This is a genomic window from Streptomyces sp. NPDC007164 (assembly GCF_040634135.1).
Classification (GTDB): Bacteria; Actinomycetota; Actinomycetes; order Streptomycetales; family Streptomycetaceae; genus Streptomyces; species Streptomyces sanglieri.
The window spans coordinates 1-15,110 of sequence record NZ_JBEYFB010000086.1; the positions used below are offsets into that span (position 1 = coordinate 1).

13 protein-coding genes are annotated in these 15,110 nt (G+C 71.8%); 3 read left to right on the forward strand and 10 right to left on the reverse strand.

Annotated features, from left to right (window positions below):
- Window positions 1-149: 149 nt before the first annotated feature.
- Genes ABZ622_RS40185 through ABZ622_RS40195 form a run of 3 tightly spaced genes read right to left on the reverse strand, consistent with a single transcriptional unit; the run spans window position 150 to window position 2,162 of the window.
- Entirely contained in the window at window positions 150-416 is a 267-nt protein-coding gene (locus tag ABZ622_RS40185) for a hypothetical protein (RefSeq protein ID WP_266912195.1), read from the reverse strand.
- A gap of 17 nt (window positions 417-433) precedes the next feature.
- Window positions 434-1,186 carry a TetR/AcrR family transcriptional regulator gene (locus ABZ622_RS40190; RefSeq protein WP_360552040.1) on the reverse strand — a complete coding sequence of 251 codons (753 nt, stop codon included), beginning with the start codon at window positions 1,184-1,186 and terminating at the stop codon, window positions 434-436.
- Window positions 1,187-1,226: 40 nt separating this feature from the next.
- A complete protein-coding gene (locus ABZ622_RS40195) occupies window positions 1,227-2,162 on the reverse strand; it encodes a diiron oxygenase (RefSeq protein ID WP_360552042.1) in 936 nt (311 codons plus the stop codon).
- A gap of 179 nt (window positions 2,163-2,341) precedes the next feature.
- On the opposite strand from ABZ622_RS40195, the gene ABZ622_RS40200 reads away from it, so the two are divergent.
- Window positions 2,342-3,460, forward strand: a complete 1,119-nt coding sequence (locus ABZ622_RS40200) for a ferritin-like domain-containing protein (RefSeq protein WP_360552044.1) — start codon at window positions 2,342-2,344, stop codon at window positions 3,458-3,460.
- Between the two features lie 326 nt (window positions 3,461-3,786).
- Window positions 3,787-4,455, forward strand: coding sequence for a hypothetical protein (locus ABZ622_RS40205; RefSeq protein ID WP_360552046.1), 669 nt, complete (start codon window positions 3,787-3,789; stop codon window positions 4,453-4,455).
- 72 nt (window positions 4,456-4,527) lie between these two features.
- Here ABZ622_RS40205 and ABZ622_RS40210 read toward each other — a convergent pair whose 3' ends face one another.
- From ABZ622_RS40210 to ligD, 7 genes are all read right to left on the reverse strand, one after another.
- Complete coding sequence (locus ABZ622_RS40210) at window positions 4,528-5,985, reverse strand: penicillin-binding transpeptidase domain-containing protein (protein ID WP_360552048.1); 1,458 nt, start codon at window positions 5,983-5,985, stop codon at window positions 4,528-4,530.
- Window positions 5,982-7,361 (reverse strand): FtsW/RodA/SpoVE family cell cycle protein, encoded by a 1,380-nt coding sequence (locus tag ABZ622_RS40215; RefSeq protein WP_360552050.1) that lies wholly within the window; start codon window positions 7,359-7,361, stop codon window positions 5,982-5,984. Before ABZ622_RS40215 ends, ABZ622_RS40210 begins: the two co-directional genes overlap by 4 nt.
- 236 nt (window positions 7,362-7,597) lie before the next feature.
- Window positions 7,598-8,962 carry a HAMP domain-containing sensor histidine kinase gene (locus ABZ622_RS40220; RefSeq protein WP_360552052.1) on the reverse strand — a complete coding sequence of 455 codons (1,365 nt, stop codon included), beginning with the start codon at window positions 8,960-8,962 and terminating at the stop codon, window positions 7,598-7,600.
- On the reverse strand, window positions 8,959-9,747 hold the full coding sequence (locus ABZ622_RS40225) for a hypothetical protein (protein WP_360552054.1): 789 nt from the start codon (window positions 9,745-9,747) through the stop codon (window positions 8,959-8,961). The genes ABZ622_RS40220 and ABZ622_RS40225 overlap by 4 nt, the downstream gene beginning before the upstream one ends.
- 104 nt (window positions 9,748-9,851) lie before the next feature.
- Window positions 9,852-10,175, reverse strand: a complete 324-nt coding sequence (locus ABZ622_RS40230) for a zinc-ribbon domain-containing protein (protein WP_360552056.1) — start codon at window positions 10,173-10,175, stop codon at window positions 9,852-9,854.
- The gene (locus ABZ622_RS40235) at window positions 10,172-12,355 is read right to left on the reverse strand and encodes a PBS lyase (protein WP_360552058.1); all 2,184 of its coding nucleotides are present in this window, start codon (window positions 12,353-12,355) and stop codon (window positions 10,172-10,174) included. Before ABZ622_RS40235 ends, ABZ622_RS40230 begins: the two co-directional genes overlap by 4 nt.
- A gap of 421 nt (window positions 12,356-12,776) precedes the next feature.
- The gene (gene ligD / locus ABZ622_RS40240) at window positions 12,777-13,673 is read right to left on the reverse strand and encodes a non-homologous end-joining DNA ligase (RefSeq protein ID WP_360552060.1); all 897 of its coding nucleotides are present in this window, start codon (window positions 13,671-13,673) and stop codon (window positions 12,777-12,779) included.
- A 61-nt stretch (window positions 13,674-13,734) separates the two neighbouring features.
- Between ligD and ABZ622_RS40245 the strand changes: the two genes are divergently transcribed.
- Window positions 13,735-14,811: a Ku protein gene (locus ABZ622_RS40245; protein WP_360552062.1), complete on the forward strand. Its 1,077-nt coding sequence runs from the start codon at window positions 13,735-13,737 to the stop codon at window positions 14,809-14,811.
- Window positions 14,812-15,110: the final 299 nt, after the last annotated feature.

Here is a 15,110-nt window from a genome sequence, read left to right on the forward strand (position 1 = left end):
CTGCGGCGTTGTCGTCAATCACCATGGCTCTGCCATGCCTCAATCCTCCGCCTTGCAGCCGCACGCACCCAGCCCCGCTCCTTCTCCCACCCCCCAATTGCCGGTCGATCTTAGACCGAGCACCCGCCCCTTCACCCTGCCCGGTACTCTCAGCCCGGCTTCGACCAGGGCCACTTGGGGCTGTGCCGCTCGCGGCCGTCGGGGGCGTACTCGTACACCCAGCCGCGCGGCAGCCCCAGCCGCTTGCTGTGACCGGCCGGTACCCTGCGGTACGCGTACACGGTGGCCGGGCCGCCGTCGGCGGCCGGCACCGGGACCTCGTACCACTTGGGCGGATGGCCGGTCGGGCCGACGAGGACGGGCAGTACCCGCCCGTCCAGGGGGCCGCCCGTGAAGGCGGTGTTCTCGCTTCGCACGCTTTCAGTCTGACCGATCAGCTCTCGGGGAGCAGATGGGCCGCCTCGCCGAGCACCGGCACCAGCCGCTGTGCCAGCCGCCCCGCCGGACCCCCGGCGGTCTCCAGCGGCAGCAGTGCCGCCACCACCGCGGCGGTTTCCCGGTCCGTCGCCGCCGTGGCGGCCAGCAGCACGATCAGCTGGTCCACCAGCCAGTCGCGCAGCTCCGCCGTGTCCGGCTGCTTCCCCTCGTCCAGCCAGATCAGCGACGCCGCCTCGACGGCCGCGATCCAGGTGCGCACCATCATCCGCAGCCTGGGGCCCGGCGCCGCCCCCTCCGTGCCCAGGTGCAGCAGGATCTGCTCGGCCGCCGCCCGCCGCACCTCGTCGACGATCGCCGACGTACGGGAGGTCTCGACGACACAACCGCCGCGCAGCAGCGCGCTGAAACCGGTGTCGTGCTCGTCGACGAAGGCGAGGTAGCGGTCGAGCACCCGCGTCACCCGCTCGGTGGGCGGGCCCACCGGCGGCTCGCCGAAGCACAGGATCAGCTGCTCGGCGGCGGACCTCAGCGCAGCCTCGTACAACTGCTGGCGCCCGCCCGGGAAGTAGCGGTAGACAAGCGGGCGGGACACCCCGGCGACCGTCGCGACCTCGTCGAGCGAGACCTCGTCGGGGGCCCGGTGGGCGAAGAGAGTGAGGGCCGCACCGAGGAGCTGGGCGCGGCGCTCCTCGACGCTCAGCCTTCGGTACGCGCGGGCCGGCGGCGCGGTGGCGGCTGCAGGGGTCATACGCCGAAGCCTAAGCGAGTCGCGGCGCGGGGCGGCCGGCTCAGGCCAGCAGGCCCGAGCTCTTCCACAGCCTGCGCCCCACCCCGTTCAGCACCCCGATGTCGTCGAAGAAGTCCGTCAGCCGCTTCGCGCCCGATTGCATGACCTCCGCCCGGTGACCGCTCGCCTTCACCTGGGCGACGGCCTCGTGGCGGTCCAGGCCGACGTTCTCGTACACCCGCGGGTTGACGAAGCAGACCGAGAAGACCCGGGCCGCCTCGCCGCAGCTCAGCCGGGTCAGTTCGCGCTCCCAGCGCGGCGCGGTCACCATCTGGCGGCGCAGCTCCTCGCGGGCGTACCGGACATGTCGCGCCTCCTCGACCACATGGATGCGGGTCACGCCCCGCACCAGCGTCTGGACGCGCTCGTCCGGGAAGGTCAGCCGCTGCATCCAGTCGAGGATCTCCTCGCCGAGCAGGGTCGCGGCGAACGAACCGGGGGTGGTGGAGACGGTCTTCAGCACCCGCGCGAGGTTGTGATAGACGCGCGGCACCGGGTAGTCGGGCGCCCCGCCCCAGGTGATCATGCGGCCGAACATCATCGAGTGCCGGCACTCGTCGGCTATCTCGGTGAGCGCGTAGCGGACGTGGTTGCTGGTGACCGGCCGGTCGTAGATGTGCCGGACCAGCAGCTGCATGAGGATGATCTCGAACCAGATGCCCAGCGAGGCCAGCGACGCCGCCTCGTGCCGGGACAGGTCCATCCGCTGCTCCTCGGACATCCTCCGCCACAGCGGGGTGTCGTAGAGCGAGACCAGCTCGGGCGGCCAGAACCACTTGCCGTCCTCGATCGCCGAGTCCCAGTCGAGTTCCTTGTCCGGGTCGAAGGAGTGCTTGGCCGAGGAGGCGAGCAGCCGCTCGGCGATCTGTTCGCGGTCCCGGAGCGGGCCGAGTGCGTCGCGAAGCAGCTGGACGTCGCGTTCGGTCACTGGGGTCATGGCTGGAGGCACCTCACACCTGGGGTTACCGGCGGTCACTCCTTATGAGACTCCTCGTCAGTAAGGCCGTCAATCCCTTGGGCGCGACTTGTTGACCCGGCGTCTACCAACATGTGAACCTGCCAACTGGCGCAACCGCCAAGGGAATTGCCGAATCATGCCAGGCGAAGGAGCCGTCCGTGTCGACACACGACCTCTACATCACCGCCCCCGACGCACCCTCGTGGCAGGTACCCGCCTCCGGCGCCGCCCGCTTCAGCTGGGACTACGACGACGGCCGCGAACGCCTGCTCGCCCTCTATCAGAAGGGCAAGGACAAGCAGTGGGACGGCAACAAGCGCATCGACTGGTCCCTGGAGGTCGACCCCACCGACCCGCTCGGCACCCCTGACGAAGCCCTGACCCTGTACGGCACCCCACACTGGGCGAAGATGACCGAGAAGGACCGGGGCGAGCTGCGCCGGCACTACACCTCCTGGCAGTTCAGCCAGTTCCTCCACGGCGAGCAGGGTGCCATGGTCTGCGCGGCCAGGATCGTGGAGTCCGTCCCCGACCTGGACGCCAAGTTCTACTCCGCGACCCAGACCATGGATGAGGCCCGGCACGCGGAGATATACGGCCGGTTCCTGCACGAGAAGGTCGGGATGCTCTACCCGATCAACGACAACCTCCAGGGGCTGCTCGGCGACACCCTGCGCGACTCCCGCTGGGACATGCCCTACCTCGGCATGCAGGTCCTCATCGAGGGGCTGGCGCTGGCCGCCTTCGGCATGATCCGCGACACCACCACCAAGCCGCTGCCCAAGCAGATCCTCGCGTACGTCATGCAGGACGAGGCCCGGCACGTCGCGTTCGGGCGGATGGCGCTGCGCGACTACTACAAGCAGCTGAGCGACGCCGAACTGCGCGAGCGCGAAGAGTTCGTCATCGAGGGCTGCTACCTGATGCGGGACCGGCTCAGTGGTGTCGAGGTGCTGGAGAACTTCGGCATCGCCAAGCAGGAGGCCAAGGACCTCTCCGAGCACTCGGAGTTCCTCCAGCTCTTCCGGAAGCTGCTGTTCAGCCGGATAGTGCCGTGCGTCAAGGACATCGGCCTGTGGGGCGAACGGCTCCAGAAGGCGTACGTCGACATGGGCGTCTTCGACCTCGGCGACTCCAACCTGGACCTGCTGATGTCCCAGGACGAGGAGATAGCCGAACAACTGGACCGGGACCGCTTCGCGGAGGAGGAGCAGGCCCGGGTCGCCGAGGTCGAGGAGGCGATAGCGCAGGGCGGGCCGGGCGCGTCCGGCGACTGAGGAACGGACGCGGCGGCAGGAGCCGTCGAGCCGGACCCACCGGGGTCGAATTCGCGTTCGCATCTGTGACGTACCGTGGTGCCATGAGTATGCCGCCGCAGCCGCCCCAAGGCCCGTACGGACCTCCCCAGTCCCAGGGCCCGTACGGACCTCCGCAGCCGCCCCAAGGCCCGTACGGACCTCCCCAGTCCCAGGGGCCGTACGGGCCTGCGCAGTCACAGCCCCCGTACGGTTCTCACCCGCAGCAGCCCTCGTACGGACCTCCGCAGCAGCAACTTCCGCCGCAGGGAGCATGGGGGCAGCCCGGGGGTCCCGGACAGCCCGGGATGCCCGGCTGGCCCGGCGTGCAGCCGCCGAAGAAGAAGCGGACCGGACTCGTCGTCGGGATCACCGTCGGCGTACTCGCGGTGGTGGGCGGTCTCGGCTACACCGTCTTCAAGGTGATGGACATCGGCAAGTCGGTCGCCGACAGCGCGTTCCCGCCGGCGGAGTACCGGCTCACGGTCGAGCAGAAGCTGCTGGACGGTGAGTTCACGCTGACTACCGACATGTCGCGGGACAAGGGCAAGGAGATCGAGAACACCTACGATCCCAGCATCCGGAACCCGAAGGCGGTCGTCGCGCAGTACACCTCCTCCAAGGGCGGTGCGCTGGTGCTGTCGGGGATGTGGGGGCAGCTGAAGAGCCCCGAGTTCGCCCGGCGCAAGATGCTCTCCGGGGCCGCGGAGGCGGACGGCGCGACCCTTGCCGTACCGGCCAGGAAGTTTACCCCCGAGGGATCCGGGATCACGGTCGAGTGCCAGGTCCTCCAGCAGAAGACGAACGGCACGACGACCAGCTTCCCCATGTGCGCCTGGGGCGACGGGAACACCGGGGCCATGGTCGCCGTGATCACACCCGAGACCGCGGTGAAGGCTCCCGGCTCCATCGACCTGACGCAACTGGCGGCGGACACCGCCAAGGTCCGGTCCGAGGCGCGCAAGCCGATCGGCTGACCGGCCCGCGGCGGGCACAGGCACAGGCGCGGGCACGGGCGCCGGGACGGCTTCCGCGCCCCCGCGGCACGGTCAGCCGCCCAGCGCCGCCGCCATGACGGAACGGGCGATCGGGGCCGCGCTGCCGCCGCCGCTGATGTCCGCCCGGTTCGCCGCCGCGTCCTCGACGACCACCGCGACCGCGACGGCCGGCTGCGCCGAACCCGGTGCCTGCGCCCAGGAGATGAACCAGGCGTACGGGCGGCCCGAGTTGTCGACGCCGTGCTGGGCGGTGCCGGTCTTGCCGCCGACCGTCACCCCGTCGATCGCGGCGTTGGACCCGGTGCCGTTCTCCACGACGTCCACCATCATGTCCCGCAGCTGCATCGCCGTGCGCGGGTTCATCGCCCGGTGGTAGGTGTGCGAACCGTTCTGGTGGACGGTAGTGGAGCCGCGGGTCGTCGTACGGTCGACCAGGTAGGGCTGCATGAGGTCACCGCCGTTGGCCACGGCGGACGCCACCATCGCCATCTGGAGCGGGGTCGCCGTCGTGTCGAACTGCCCGATCGACGACAGCGCCAGCTGGTCGTCGGTCATCTCGGTGTCGAAGTTGCTCTTCGCCACCCCCGAGGGGATCCGCAGCCCGGTGTCGTTGAAGCCGAACTTCCGTACCGCGTCCACCATGCCCTTGAGCCCGACCCGTACCCCGAGGTCCGCCATCACGGTGTTGCAGGAGACCCGGATCGCCTCGGCGAGCGATGCCTCCTCGCAGCCCCGTGCCTCGTTGGGCAGGGTGGTCGACGTGCCCGGCAGTACGTACGGCGACGGGGTGTCGGTGTCCGCGTCGGGATCGGTGACGACCTCCGAGTCGAGTGCCGCCGCCGCGGTCACGATCTTGAAGGTGGAGCCCGGCGGATAGGTCTGCCGGATCGCCCGGTTGAGCATCGGCAGGCTCTTCGACGCGTTCAGCCGCGCCCAGGCGTCGGTGACGGACGAGCCGGTGCCCGAGAGCTGACCGGGATCGTACGAGGGGGACGAGACCAGCGCCAGGATCTTCCCGGTGGACGGTTCGACGGCGGCGACCGCGCCCCGCCGGCCGCCGAGCCCCTCGTACGCGGCCCGCTGCATCGAGTCCTTGACGGTCGTCACGACGTTGCCGCCGGGCTGCCGGCTGCGGGTGATCTCGTTCCACAGCGGGAACGGGGCGAGCATCGAATCGGTGCCGGACAGGACGGAGTCCTCGGCGTTCTCGATCAGGGTCGTGCCGTACGTCTGCGAGGCGTAGCCCGTCACCGGCGCGTACAGCGGGCCGTTGACGTAGGTGCGCTCGTACTTGAGCTGTTCGCCGGTGTTCTTCGAACCGGTCACGGACCTGCCGCCGACCAGGATGTTGCCGCGCGGCTGGTCGTAACGGGCGATCGTGAGGCGGCGGTTGGCGGGGTTGTTGTCCAGGCTGTCGGCATCGAGTACCTGGATCCGGGCGGCGTTCAGCAGCAGCGCCACGAGCAGCACCAGAAGGAGCCCGGCGGCCCGCCGGATGTAGCGGATCACCGCTCGTCCCGCTCGACCGGAGCGATGATCCCGGTCTCCACCTGGCCGGGCTGCGGTCTTCGGGCCAGATCACTGACCCGGATCAGCAGCGCCACGATGATCCAGTTGGTGACGACGGACGAACCGCCCTGGGCGAGGAACGGCATCGCCATGCCGGTCAGCGGGATCAGCCCCATCACGCCGCCCGCGATCACGAACACCTGGAGCGCCAGGATCGAGGCGAGACCGATCGCGAGCAACCGCCCGAAGGGGTCGCGCAGGGCGAGCCCGGCCCGGTAGCCGCGCGCCACCAACAGCGCGTACAGCAGGAAGATCGCGGTCAGCCCGGTCAGTCCGAGCTCCTCGCCCGCGGTCGCCAGGATGAAGTCGGACTTGGCGGCGAAGCCGATGAGGATGGAGTGGCCGAGGCCGAGCCCGGCGCCGAGCATCCCGCCCGCGGCGAACGCGAACAGCGACTGGGCCAGCTGGCCGGGACCCTGGCCCGCGTCGATGGAGGCGAACGGGTCGAGCCAGTCCTGGACCCGGCTGTGCACATGCGGTTCGAAGGAGCCCACGACGAACGCGCCGACCGCGGCGAGCAGCAGGCCCACCGCGATCCATCCGGTCCGCCCGGTGGCCACGTACAGCATGATCACGAAGAGGCCGAAGAAGAGCAGCGAGGTGCCCAGATCGCGTTCCAGGACCAGCACGCCGACGCTCAGCAGCCAGATCGCCACGATCGGGCCGAGCACCCGGCCGGTGGGGAGCTGGAGCCGCCAGATCCGGCGGCCGGTGTAGGCGAGCGCGTTGCGGTTCGCAGCGAGGTACGCGGCGAAGAACACCGCGAGCAGGATCTTGGCGAACTCGCCGGGCTGGAAGGAGAGTCCGCCGACCCGGATCCAGATCTTGGCGCCGTTCACCGCCGGGAAGAAGATCGGCACGATCATCAGGACCAGCGCGGTGGCGACCGAGAGGTACGCGTACCGCTGGAGCACCCGGTGGTCGCGCAGCAGGACCACCACCGCGATGAACAGCGCCACCCCGAGCGTGGACCAGATCAGCTGGGTGGGGGCCGCCTGGTCCTTCGGCGTCTCCAGGTCGAGCCGGTAGATCAGCACCAGGCCCAGCCCGTTGAGCAGTACGGCGATGGGCAGCAGCAGCGGATCGGCGTACGGGGCGCGGAAGCGGACCGCGAGATGGGCGAGGAGGGCGAGCAGCCCGAGGCCCGCGCCGTAGCCGGACACATCGGGCGGGACCGTGTCGTTCTTGGCCAGGCCGACGGCGGCGTAGCCGTAGACGGAGATGAGGACGGCCCCGATGAGGAGCAGCAGCTCGACTCCGCGCCGCTTGGGCAGACGTAGATCGGGCGGGGGTGCGTCCGCCGTCGTTGCGGTCATGCCAGGCAACGTAGCAAGAGCTGGTGGCTATTTCCCTTATGTCGTAGCAAGTATGTCCGGCGGTGCGGTGGTGGACGGCCGACCGGTGTGCGGCGGCGATCGGTGGACGGCAGGCCGGCGTGTGGTGGTGGCCGACGTGCGGTGGTGACCGTGTCCGGTGGCGGCCGGTGTGCGGTGGTGACCGTGTCCGGTGGTGGCCGGTGTGCGGTGGTGGTCGTGGGCGCTCCGACTGTCCATCACTGCTCCTGGCGGGGCGCGGACTTCGTACCGGTACCGGACTCCGGTGACCCGTCGTCCTCGCCCGTGTGCTCGGGCAGTGTCACCCGGGCCACCGCCCCGCCGTCCGGGGCGTTGCGGAACTCCAGGCCGGCGCCGATCACCGCGGCCTGCCCGGCGGCGATGGTCAGCCCGAGTCCGTGGCCCTTGCCGCCGGCCTCGGTGCGGAACCGCTGCGGGCCGTCGGCCGGCAGATAGTCGGGGAAACCCGGGCCGTGATCGCGTACGGTCACCACCGGCCCGTCGACCGTCAGCACCACCGGGGGCCGGCCGTGCTTGTGCGCGTTGGCGATCAGATTGCCCAGCACCCGTTCCAGCCGCCGCCTGTCGGTCACGACGCGTACGTGCGCGGCACTCGCCGAGGGTTCGACATGGATCGCGGTGCCGGTCCCGGACGCCCGCACCACCCGCCCGACCAGCGGCACCAGTTCGTACACATCGAGATCGACCGCTTCCGTACGGGCGTCGAGCCGGGAGATCTCCAGCAGGTCCTCCGTCAGCGCCCGCATCGCCCGGACCCGGTCCCGCACCAGCTCGGACGGCCGCCCCGGCGGCAGCAGTTCGGCGGCGGCCGAGAGGCCGGTCAGCGGGGTGCGCAGCTCGTGCGCCACATCGGCGGTGAAACGCTGCTCGGTCTGGAGCTTGCGCTGGAGCGTGGACGCCATCGTGTCCAGCGCCCCGGCGACGATCGCGACCTCGTCCTGCGGGCGCGAGGGGTCCGCCGTGCGCGGGTCGCGGACGCGGGCGTCGAGGTCGCCGGCGCTGATCCGGCGGGCCACCCGGGCCGTCTGGTGCAGCCGCCGGGTGACCCGGGTGACCGCGAAGGCGCCGACCAGCAGGGTGGCGCCGATGGCCAGCAGGGAGGAGACGAGGATCGCCCCGTCGAGGCTGTCGATGGTGCGGGCGCTCTGGGTGTAGTCCACCTGTGTGGCCAGCGCGCGGCCGTCCGCCGGGCCCGCCGCCCACATGGCCGGACGCCCGTCGTGCTCGCCGACGAGCGTGCCGCGTCGGCCCCCGGCGGCCAGGGTGCGCAGGGCGGCCGGCAGCCCGGGTGGGTCGATTCCGGAGCCCGGCGGCAGCGCCTCGCCGGTCTCGTACGCGGCGGTGACGTCCGTCAGCCGGGACAGGGCCTTCTCACGGGCCCGGTCGACGGTCTGGTGGGTCACCCCGGCGTGCACCAGCGCGCCCAGCAGTGCGGCCAGCGCGCAGCACATCACGGTGAGGAAGACAGCCGCCTTCCAGGTGAGCGTCGCTGCCCAGGACGGCACCCGGGGGCGGCGCCGCCGTGCTGCCCGCCCGCTCGTGCCGGGACCCGGCCGTCTCACCGGCGCTCCGCGGAGACCCCGGCGGACGGTGCCGCGGTGGGGGAGGGCGTGGTGGGCGGGGTGGTCGGCCGGGTGGGCGGTGCGGTGGCCGAGGGGCGCGGCCGCGGCGCCCGGGACGGCGGGATCCGCTGGATCTCGTCCTGGGTCGGCAGCATCGCCCGCTGCCGTGCGTCCCAGGACCAGGCGGTGCGGTACTCGTACCCGGTGATCGCCGAAGGCACCCGCATGATCAGGTCCCGGCCGGCCAGCTCGACGCTGATCACCGCGTCCGAGGTGGACAGGATCCGGGTCAGCCCGCCCGCCTGCGGCATGTAGACCCGTACGGAGAGCTGGTGGTCGGCCAGCCGGATGCCGAGCACCATCTCGTCCCTGCCGTCGCCCGTCAGATCGCGGAAGTACGGCCGGAGCACGGGACAGGAAGCCGGTTCGGTCCCGCACGCGTTGATCTTCTTCACGGTGTCGGCGGGGAGGTCGGCCGTGCCGCTGGACCGGTTGGGCCGGGCCGCCAGCCCCGCCCGCACCACCGCCACCGGATCCAGCCGGTGCACATCGCCGTCCGGCACCTCGATGCCGGGGATGCGCGCGGTCTCGCCCTCGCCGTAGTCGTACGGGGCGGCCGAGGCGGGCGGCAGCCAGGGCCAGAGCCTGGCGGGCCCCACAGCGGCAGGGGTCTGCCCGGCGCTCCGCAGCCCGCCGCCGTTGCCGCAGCCGGTCAGCAGCGCCAGGCCGGCGACGGCCCCGAGGGCCGCCGCCGTGCGGCACCGCACCCGGCGACGCGGACGCATGACTCTCCCTTCCGGAGGTCCAGTTCTCATGACCTTATTCGGAAGGAAGTCCGTTATGCCCGTTCAAATATGTTTATTCGGCGCATTCCTGCTGAGGGTGCCGATCAGCTCTGGTACGGGTTCTGGCCCTGCCCGTTCGGCGCGTGACCCGGCTGCTCCTGCTGCTGGCCGTACGGGTTGCCCTGCTGGGAGGCCGCGTGCTGGGCCAGCAACTGCTCGGCCTGCTCCTTGGGAATCTGCTGCTCACCGCCGCAGAACGTGCACTGGGTCGCGAACTTCGTCGAGAAGGGGAAGAGCGGCACGAAGAACAGCGTGAACTTCGTGACCCTCTTGCGCAGCGTGTGCGCGGCCGGGTTGCCGCACCAGCCGCAGACCAGCGTCAGTATCGCCAATTGGTACAGATAGCCTCGCGTACCGAAAATGATCATGTTGTGGGTTCCTTCCCCGTATCCCGCCGAAGCGCCTGTCGGCAGAGCGCCAGCAGCTTTTCGTCCTCGTATGTGTCGTGGCTGCCGAACGCGCCGTCCATCGCGTTGTGACGGCGTACGGAGGTGAGTTCGGCGCGCAGAACGCGTGCCGCATCCGACCCTGCACCAGCGGCACCCATCCGCGCCAGGCCTTCCGCCACCCGGATGCGCACATGATGATTCTTCTCCCAGTCCGCCAGGAGCACCGGCACCGACTCGTCGGCCCGCCCGGACACCCCCCACAGCGCGACCGCCGCGTCCACCCGCAGCCACTGCTCCTCGTGCCCCAGCAGCGCCCGCAGCCGGGGCGCGACCACCGCGGCCCGCATTCCCAGCCCGCCCAGCGCGTTCACCGCCGACCGGAGCTCGTGCATCCGCTCCGCCCGCAGCCCCTCGATCAGCACCGGCAGCACGGCTTCGGCGTCCCCCTCGACCGCCCACAGGGCCTTCGCGGACTCGGTCGCCGAGGTGGCCCCGGGGCTCCGCAGCAGCGCCCGCAGCTCCGGCAGGGCGCCACGCGCCGCCGGCCCGAACGAACCGAGCGCCCGCAGCGCCTCGGTACGCAGCCACTCGCCCCGGAACTCCGGCGCACCGCGCAGCACCCGCAGCACCTCCGGCAGCGCCTCGTCCGCCCGCAGCGCGGCCAGGCCGGTGAGCAGCGGGCCCGCCCGGTCGTGCACCCGCTCGTCCAGCGGGACCTCGCCGAGCCGGCGGCGCAGCACCTCGGCCAGCGGGGCCGCCGCCGCCCCCAGGAAGCCGATGGCGAAGCCCACGTCGTGCGGCACCTCGGGCCGCTCCAGCGCGGCGGCCAGCGCGGGCACGGCGCGGGCGTCGCCCAGCCGGGCCAGCGCCTTCACCGCACTGCCCAGCGCCGGCGGCCCGCTCGGCCAGTCCTGCACCCAGGCCCCGGGGTCCGCCGCCACCCGTGCCGCCAGCGCGTCCGCGGCGGGCGCGGCGAGCCCGAAGAGCTCCTCCAGCACGTGCGAGGCGGCCTCGGCCAGCCGCGGCTCGGGGGTGGCGAGCTGCTCACCGACCAGCCGGACGAGCTCCTCGTACGAGCCCCGCCAGGTCCGGATCAGCCCGCTGCACATCCGCAGCGCGTCGATCCGCTGCCTGCGGTCCGGGCTGCGCAGCTGATCCGTCAGCAGCGCGGTCCGCTCGGCGACCCGGTCGTCGAGCCCGACGTGCAGGGTGCGCAGCAGATCCGCGGTCCAGGGGGCGGTGGGCGCCGGGGCCTCCTCGTCGGACAGCGCCCGCAACTGCCCCACCCGGCCCACCGGCGCGACCCGCTCCTCGGCGGGTGGCTCCCCGGCCGCGTCCGGGTACGCGTCGACGGCCGCGACCGCCTCGGCCGAAGCGGCCGCACAGGTCTGCGCGTCGACCGCCGGGGCGGTCCCGGACCGGCGTCCGGGCACCGAGCGCAGCTGCCGCAGCAGCCCCGTCACCACCCGCACGACATCGCCGGGCAGCGCGTCCGGCGCGCACCGGGCCAGCTGGGCCAGCGCGGCCAGCCGCAGCCCCGGCCAGAACCCCTCGCCGGCCAGCCTGCTCAGCCACGCCGCAGCCTGACCGGCCAGCGCCCGGTGGCGCAGAGCGACCCGCCCCGCGGCCTCCACCAGGGCGAGCCGCACCTCCTCGTCCGGCTCGATCGGCAGACGCTCCCGCAGCAGCGCGAGCACCCTGTCCGGATGGCCGTGCAGCGCGGCGAGCGCCAGGGGCACGTTGAGCCGTACCCCCGGGTCCTCGTCGGCCATCAGCTCGAAGAAGACCCCGGCGCCCGCGGTGACGGCGGTCGCCGCCATCGCGTAGTTGGCCGCGCCCTCGATCTCGTCCTCGTCGATCTCGTCCTCGTCGTCCTCGTCCAGATCGATACCGCCGATGCTGGTGAGAAGTTCGACGATGCTGCCCCGGTCCTGGATGCCCGGATCCACGACCAGCTCGAAGAGGAACGGAATACTGGCCAAAGTGCAGGCGTACACATCACCCTGGTGGTGAACCGCCCCGTACATCCCGTCCAGCGCCGCCTCGCGCTCCGCCGGATCCGCGGACGCGAGACCCCACAGCATCGCAGGCACATCACCGGCCGGCCCGTAGGCGTGCTCCATCGAGGCCCAGTCGACCTCATCGATCCCTGCGAACACCCCATCGCCTCCCCACGCATTTCAACGAAGCAGTGTCTGCGAGGAGTGTGCACCACCGGTCGGACGATCCGCCCGCCACATGCGGTCTTTTCCTGGCGAGCATGACAAAGGGCCATGCCATGCGCTATCGGCGGACCGTCGAGAACCGGCCGCTTCCGGTGGCGGGGCGACCGGAAGGCACCCGGCGGGAATGGAAAGGATTCTGGCGGGGCGACAGGCGGGGGTGGGGGAAGCTCCACTCGGCGGCCGGAAAGGGACGCTCTGCCGGGCGGCCGGAATAGGGACGCTCTGCCCGGCGGCCGGAGAAGGGACGCTCTGCCGGGCGGCCGGAATAGGGACGCTCTGCCCGGCGGCCGGAGAAGGGACGCTCTGCCCGGCGGCCGGAGAAGGGGCCTCCACCGGGCGGCCGGAGAAGAGGGCTCTACCGAGTGGCCGGCAGGTGTCCGGCCCGGTCCGGGTCGGCCAGCGGTCCGAGCAGATCCCCGTACCGCTCCAGCCGCGCCCCCATCGCGCCCAGCGCGAAGACCAGCTCGCCGGGGGTCCGGCACCGTTCGATCTCCGCCCAGGTGACCGGCGCGGACACGGTCGGTTCGGGCCGGGCGCGCAGCGTGTAGGGGGTGGCGGTGGTCTTCGCCGCCGCGTTCTGGCTGAAGTCGACGAATACCTTCCCCGGCCGCAGCGCCCGCTTCATCCGGTGTACGACCAGGCCGGGAAGGTCCTGCTCCGCCCGGACGGCCAGCTCCTTCGCGTACGCCGACACCCGTTCGGAGGGGGTCGGCTCCAGCGGTACGAGCAGATGCAGCCCCTTCGACCCGGACGTCTTCCCGTATGCGCACAGACCGTCCGCCGCCAGTTGCTCGCGCAGCCACAGCGCCACCGCACAGCACTCCACGACCGTCGCGGGCGCACCCGGGTCCAGGTCGAACACCATCCGGTCGGCGATCCCCGGCGCGCCGGCCCGCCACTGCGGGGTGTGGAACTCCACCACCAGATTGGCCGCCCACATCAGCGAGGCCAGATCCTCCACGACCACCTGTCTGGCCTTCTTGTCCTCGTGGTGCGGCACCGGAGCGGTCCGTACCCAGGACGGCGTACCGGGCGGCGGATTCTTGGTGAAGAAACGCTGCCCGTCCGGCCCGTCCGGATAGCGCAGGAAGGACACCGGCCGGTCGCGCAGATGGGCGAGCAGCGCCCCGGCGACCGTGGCCGCGTAGTAGTGCAGCACCTCGCCCTTGGTGGTCCCGGTGGCCGGATACAGCACCTTGTCGAGATTGCTGAGCGCCAGCCGTCGCCCCGCCACCTCTGTGATCGGCGTCATACGATAAGAATCACATGGTTTACGGACTTACTGGTATCCACGCGGACACAAGGGGTGAACGGTGAGGTCCATCTGGAACGGCGCCATCTCCTTCGGGCTGGTCAGCATCCCCATCAAGCTGGTCAACGCCACGGAGAACCACTCGATCTCCTTCCGCCAGATCCATCTCGCCGACGGCGGCCGGATCCGCTACCGCAAGGTCTGCGAGATCGACGAGCAGGAGGTCTCCGCCGGCGAGATCGGGAAGGCGTACGAGGAGGCCGACGGTTCGATGATCCCGATCACCGACGAGGACCTCGGCTCGCTCCCGCTGCCCACGGCGAAGACGATCGAGATCGTGGCCTTCGTGCCGGCCGCCTCGATCGACCCGCTCCAGATGGACGCGGCGTACTACCTCTCCGCCAACGGAGTCCCGGCGGCCAAGCCGTACACCCTGCTCCGCGAGGCGCTGAAGCGGAGCCAGAAGGTCGCCGTGGCGAAGTACGCGCTGCGCGGCCGCGAGCGGCTGGGCATGCTGCGGGTGGTCGACGACGTGATCGCCATGCACGGCCTGCTCTGGCCGGACGAGATCCGCAGCCCCGAGGGCGTCGCCCCGGAGACCGACGTCAAGGTCAGGGACGCCGAACTCGACCTGGCCGACGCGCTGATGGACACCCTCGGCGAGGTCGACATGGATTCGCTGCACGACGACTACCGCGAGGCGGTCGAGGAGCTCATCGCCGCGAAGGCGGACGGCCGGACCCTGGAGCCCGCCGGGGCGGACGACTCCGGTGGCAAGGTCATCGACCTGATCGCGGCCCTGGAGAGCAGCGTCCGGGCGGCGAAGGAGGCCCGCGGCGAGGAGCCGGAGGCCGAGGCGGCGGACGCTCCGGTCGCCGAGGTCACCTCCCTCAGCGGCCGCAAGAAGTCCGGCGGCACCGGGGCGAAGAAGAAGGCCACCGCGTCCGCCAAGAAGAAGGCCGCCGCGAAGAAGCCCGCGTCCAGCCGGGCACCCGCCAAGAAGACCGCCGCGCGGTCGACGAAGAAGCCGGCCGGCCGCACCGGCGCCGGGACGGCGAAGAAGACCACCGCGAAGGCGGACCCGGACTCGAAGCCGGCGGCGAAGAAGGCGTCCCCCCGCAAGCGCGCCTCGGCCTGATCCGCGGGACGCGCCCCTGCGGACGCGTCGATGGCCGCCCGGGGGCAGTGCTCCTGCGTGCACGGCTGTCGGCCGCCCGGGGGGAGCGCCTCCGCGTACGCGTCCGACGGTTGCTCCGGAGGCAGCGCCCCTGCGTACGCGTCCGTCGGCCGTCCGGAGGCGGTGCCCCCGCCTACGCGTCCGACGGTGGCCCCGCGGGCAGCGCCCCCGCGTACACGGCCGTCGGCCGCCCCGGGGGCAGTGCCCCCCCGCGGCCCGCAGGGACGGACCAAGAGGGCAGGGGCGGCCGGAAAGAAAAA

What these genes read in the sequence shown, in the direction of transcription:
- ABZ622_RS40190 (WP_360552040.1), bottom strand. Translation starts at nt 1,186, where the DNA reads ATGACCCCTGCAGCCGCCACCGCGCCGCCGGCCCGCGCGTACCGAAGG.
- ABZ622_RS40195 (WP_360552042.1), bottom strand. Translation starts at nt 2,162, where the DNA reads ATGACCCCAGTGACCGAACGCGACGTCCAGCTGCTTCGCGACGCACTC.
- ABZ622_RS40205 (WP_360552046.1), top strand. Translation starts at nt 3,787, where the DNA reads ATGCCCGGCTGGCCCGGCGTGCAGCCGCCGAAGAAGAAGCGGACCGGA.
- ABZ622_RS40215 (WP_360552050.1), bottom strand. Translation starts at nt 7,361, where the DNA reads ATGACCGCAACGACGGCGGACGCACCCCCGCCCGATCTACGTCTGCCC.
- ABZ622_RS40225 (WP_360552054.1), bottom strand. Translation starts at nt 9,747, where the DNA reads ATGCGTCCGCGTCGCCGGGTGCGGTGCCGCACGGCGGCGGCCCTCGGG.
- ABZ622_RS40230 (WP_360552056.1), bottom strand. Translation starts at nt 10,175, where the DNA reads ATGATCATTTTCGGTACGCGAGGCTATCTGTACCAATTGGCGATACTG.
- ligD (WP_360552060.1), bottom strand. Translation starts at nt 13,673, where the DNA reads ATGACGCCGATCACAGAGGTGGCGGGGCGACGGCTGGCGCTCAGCAAT.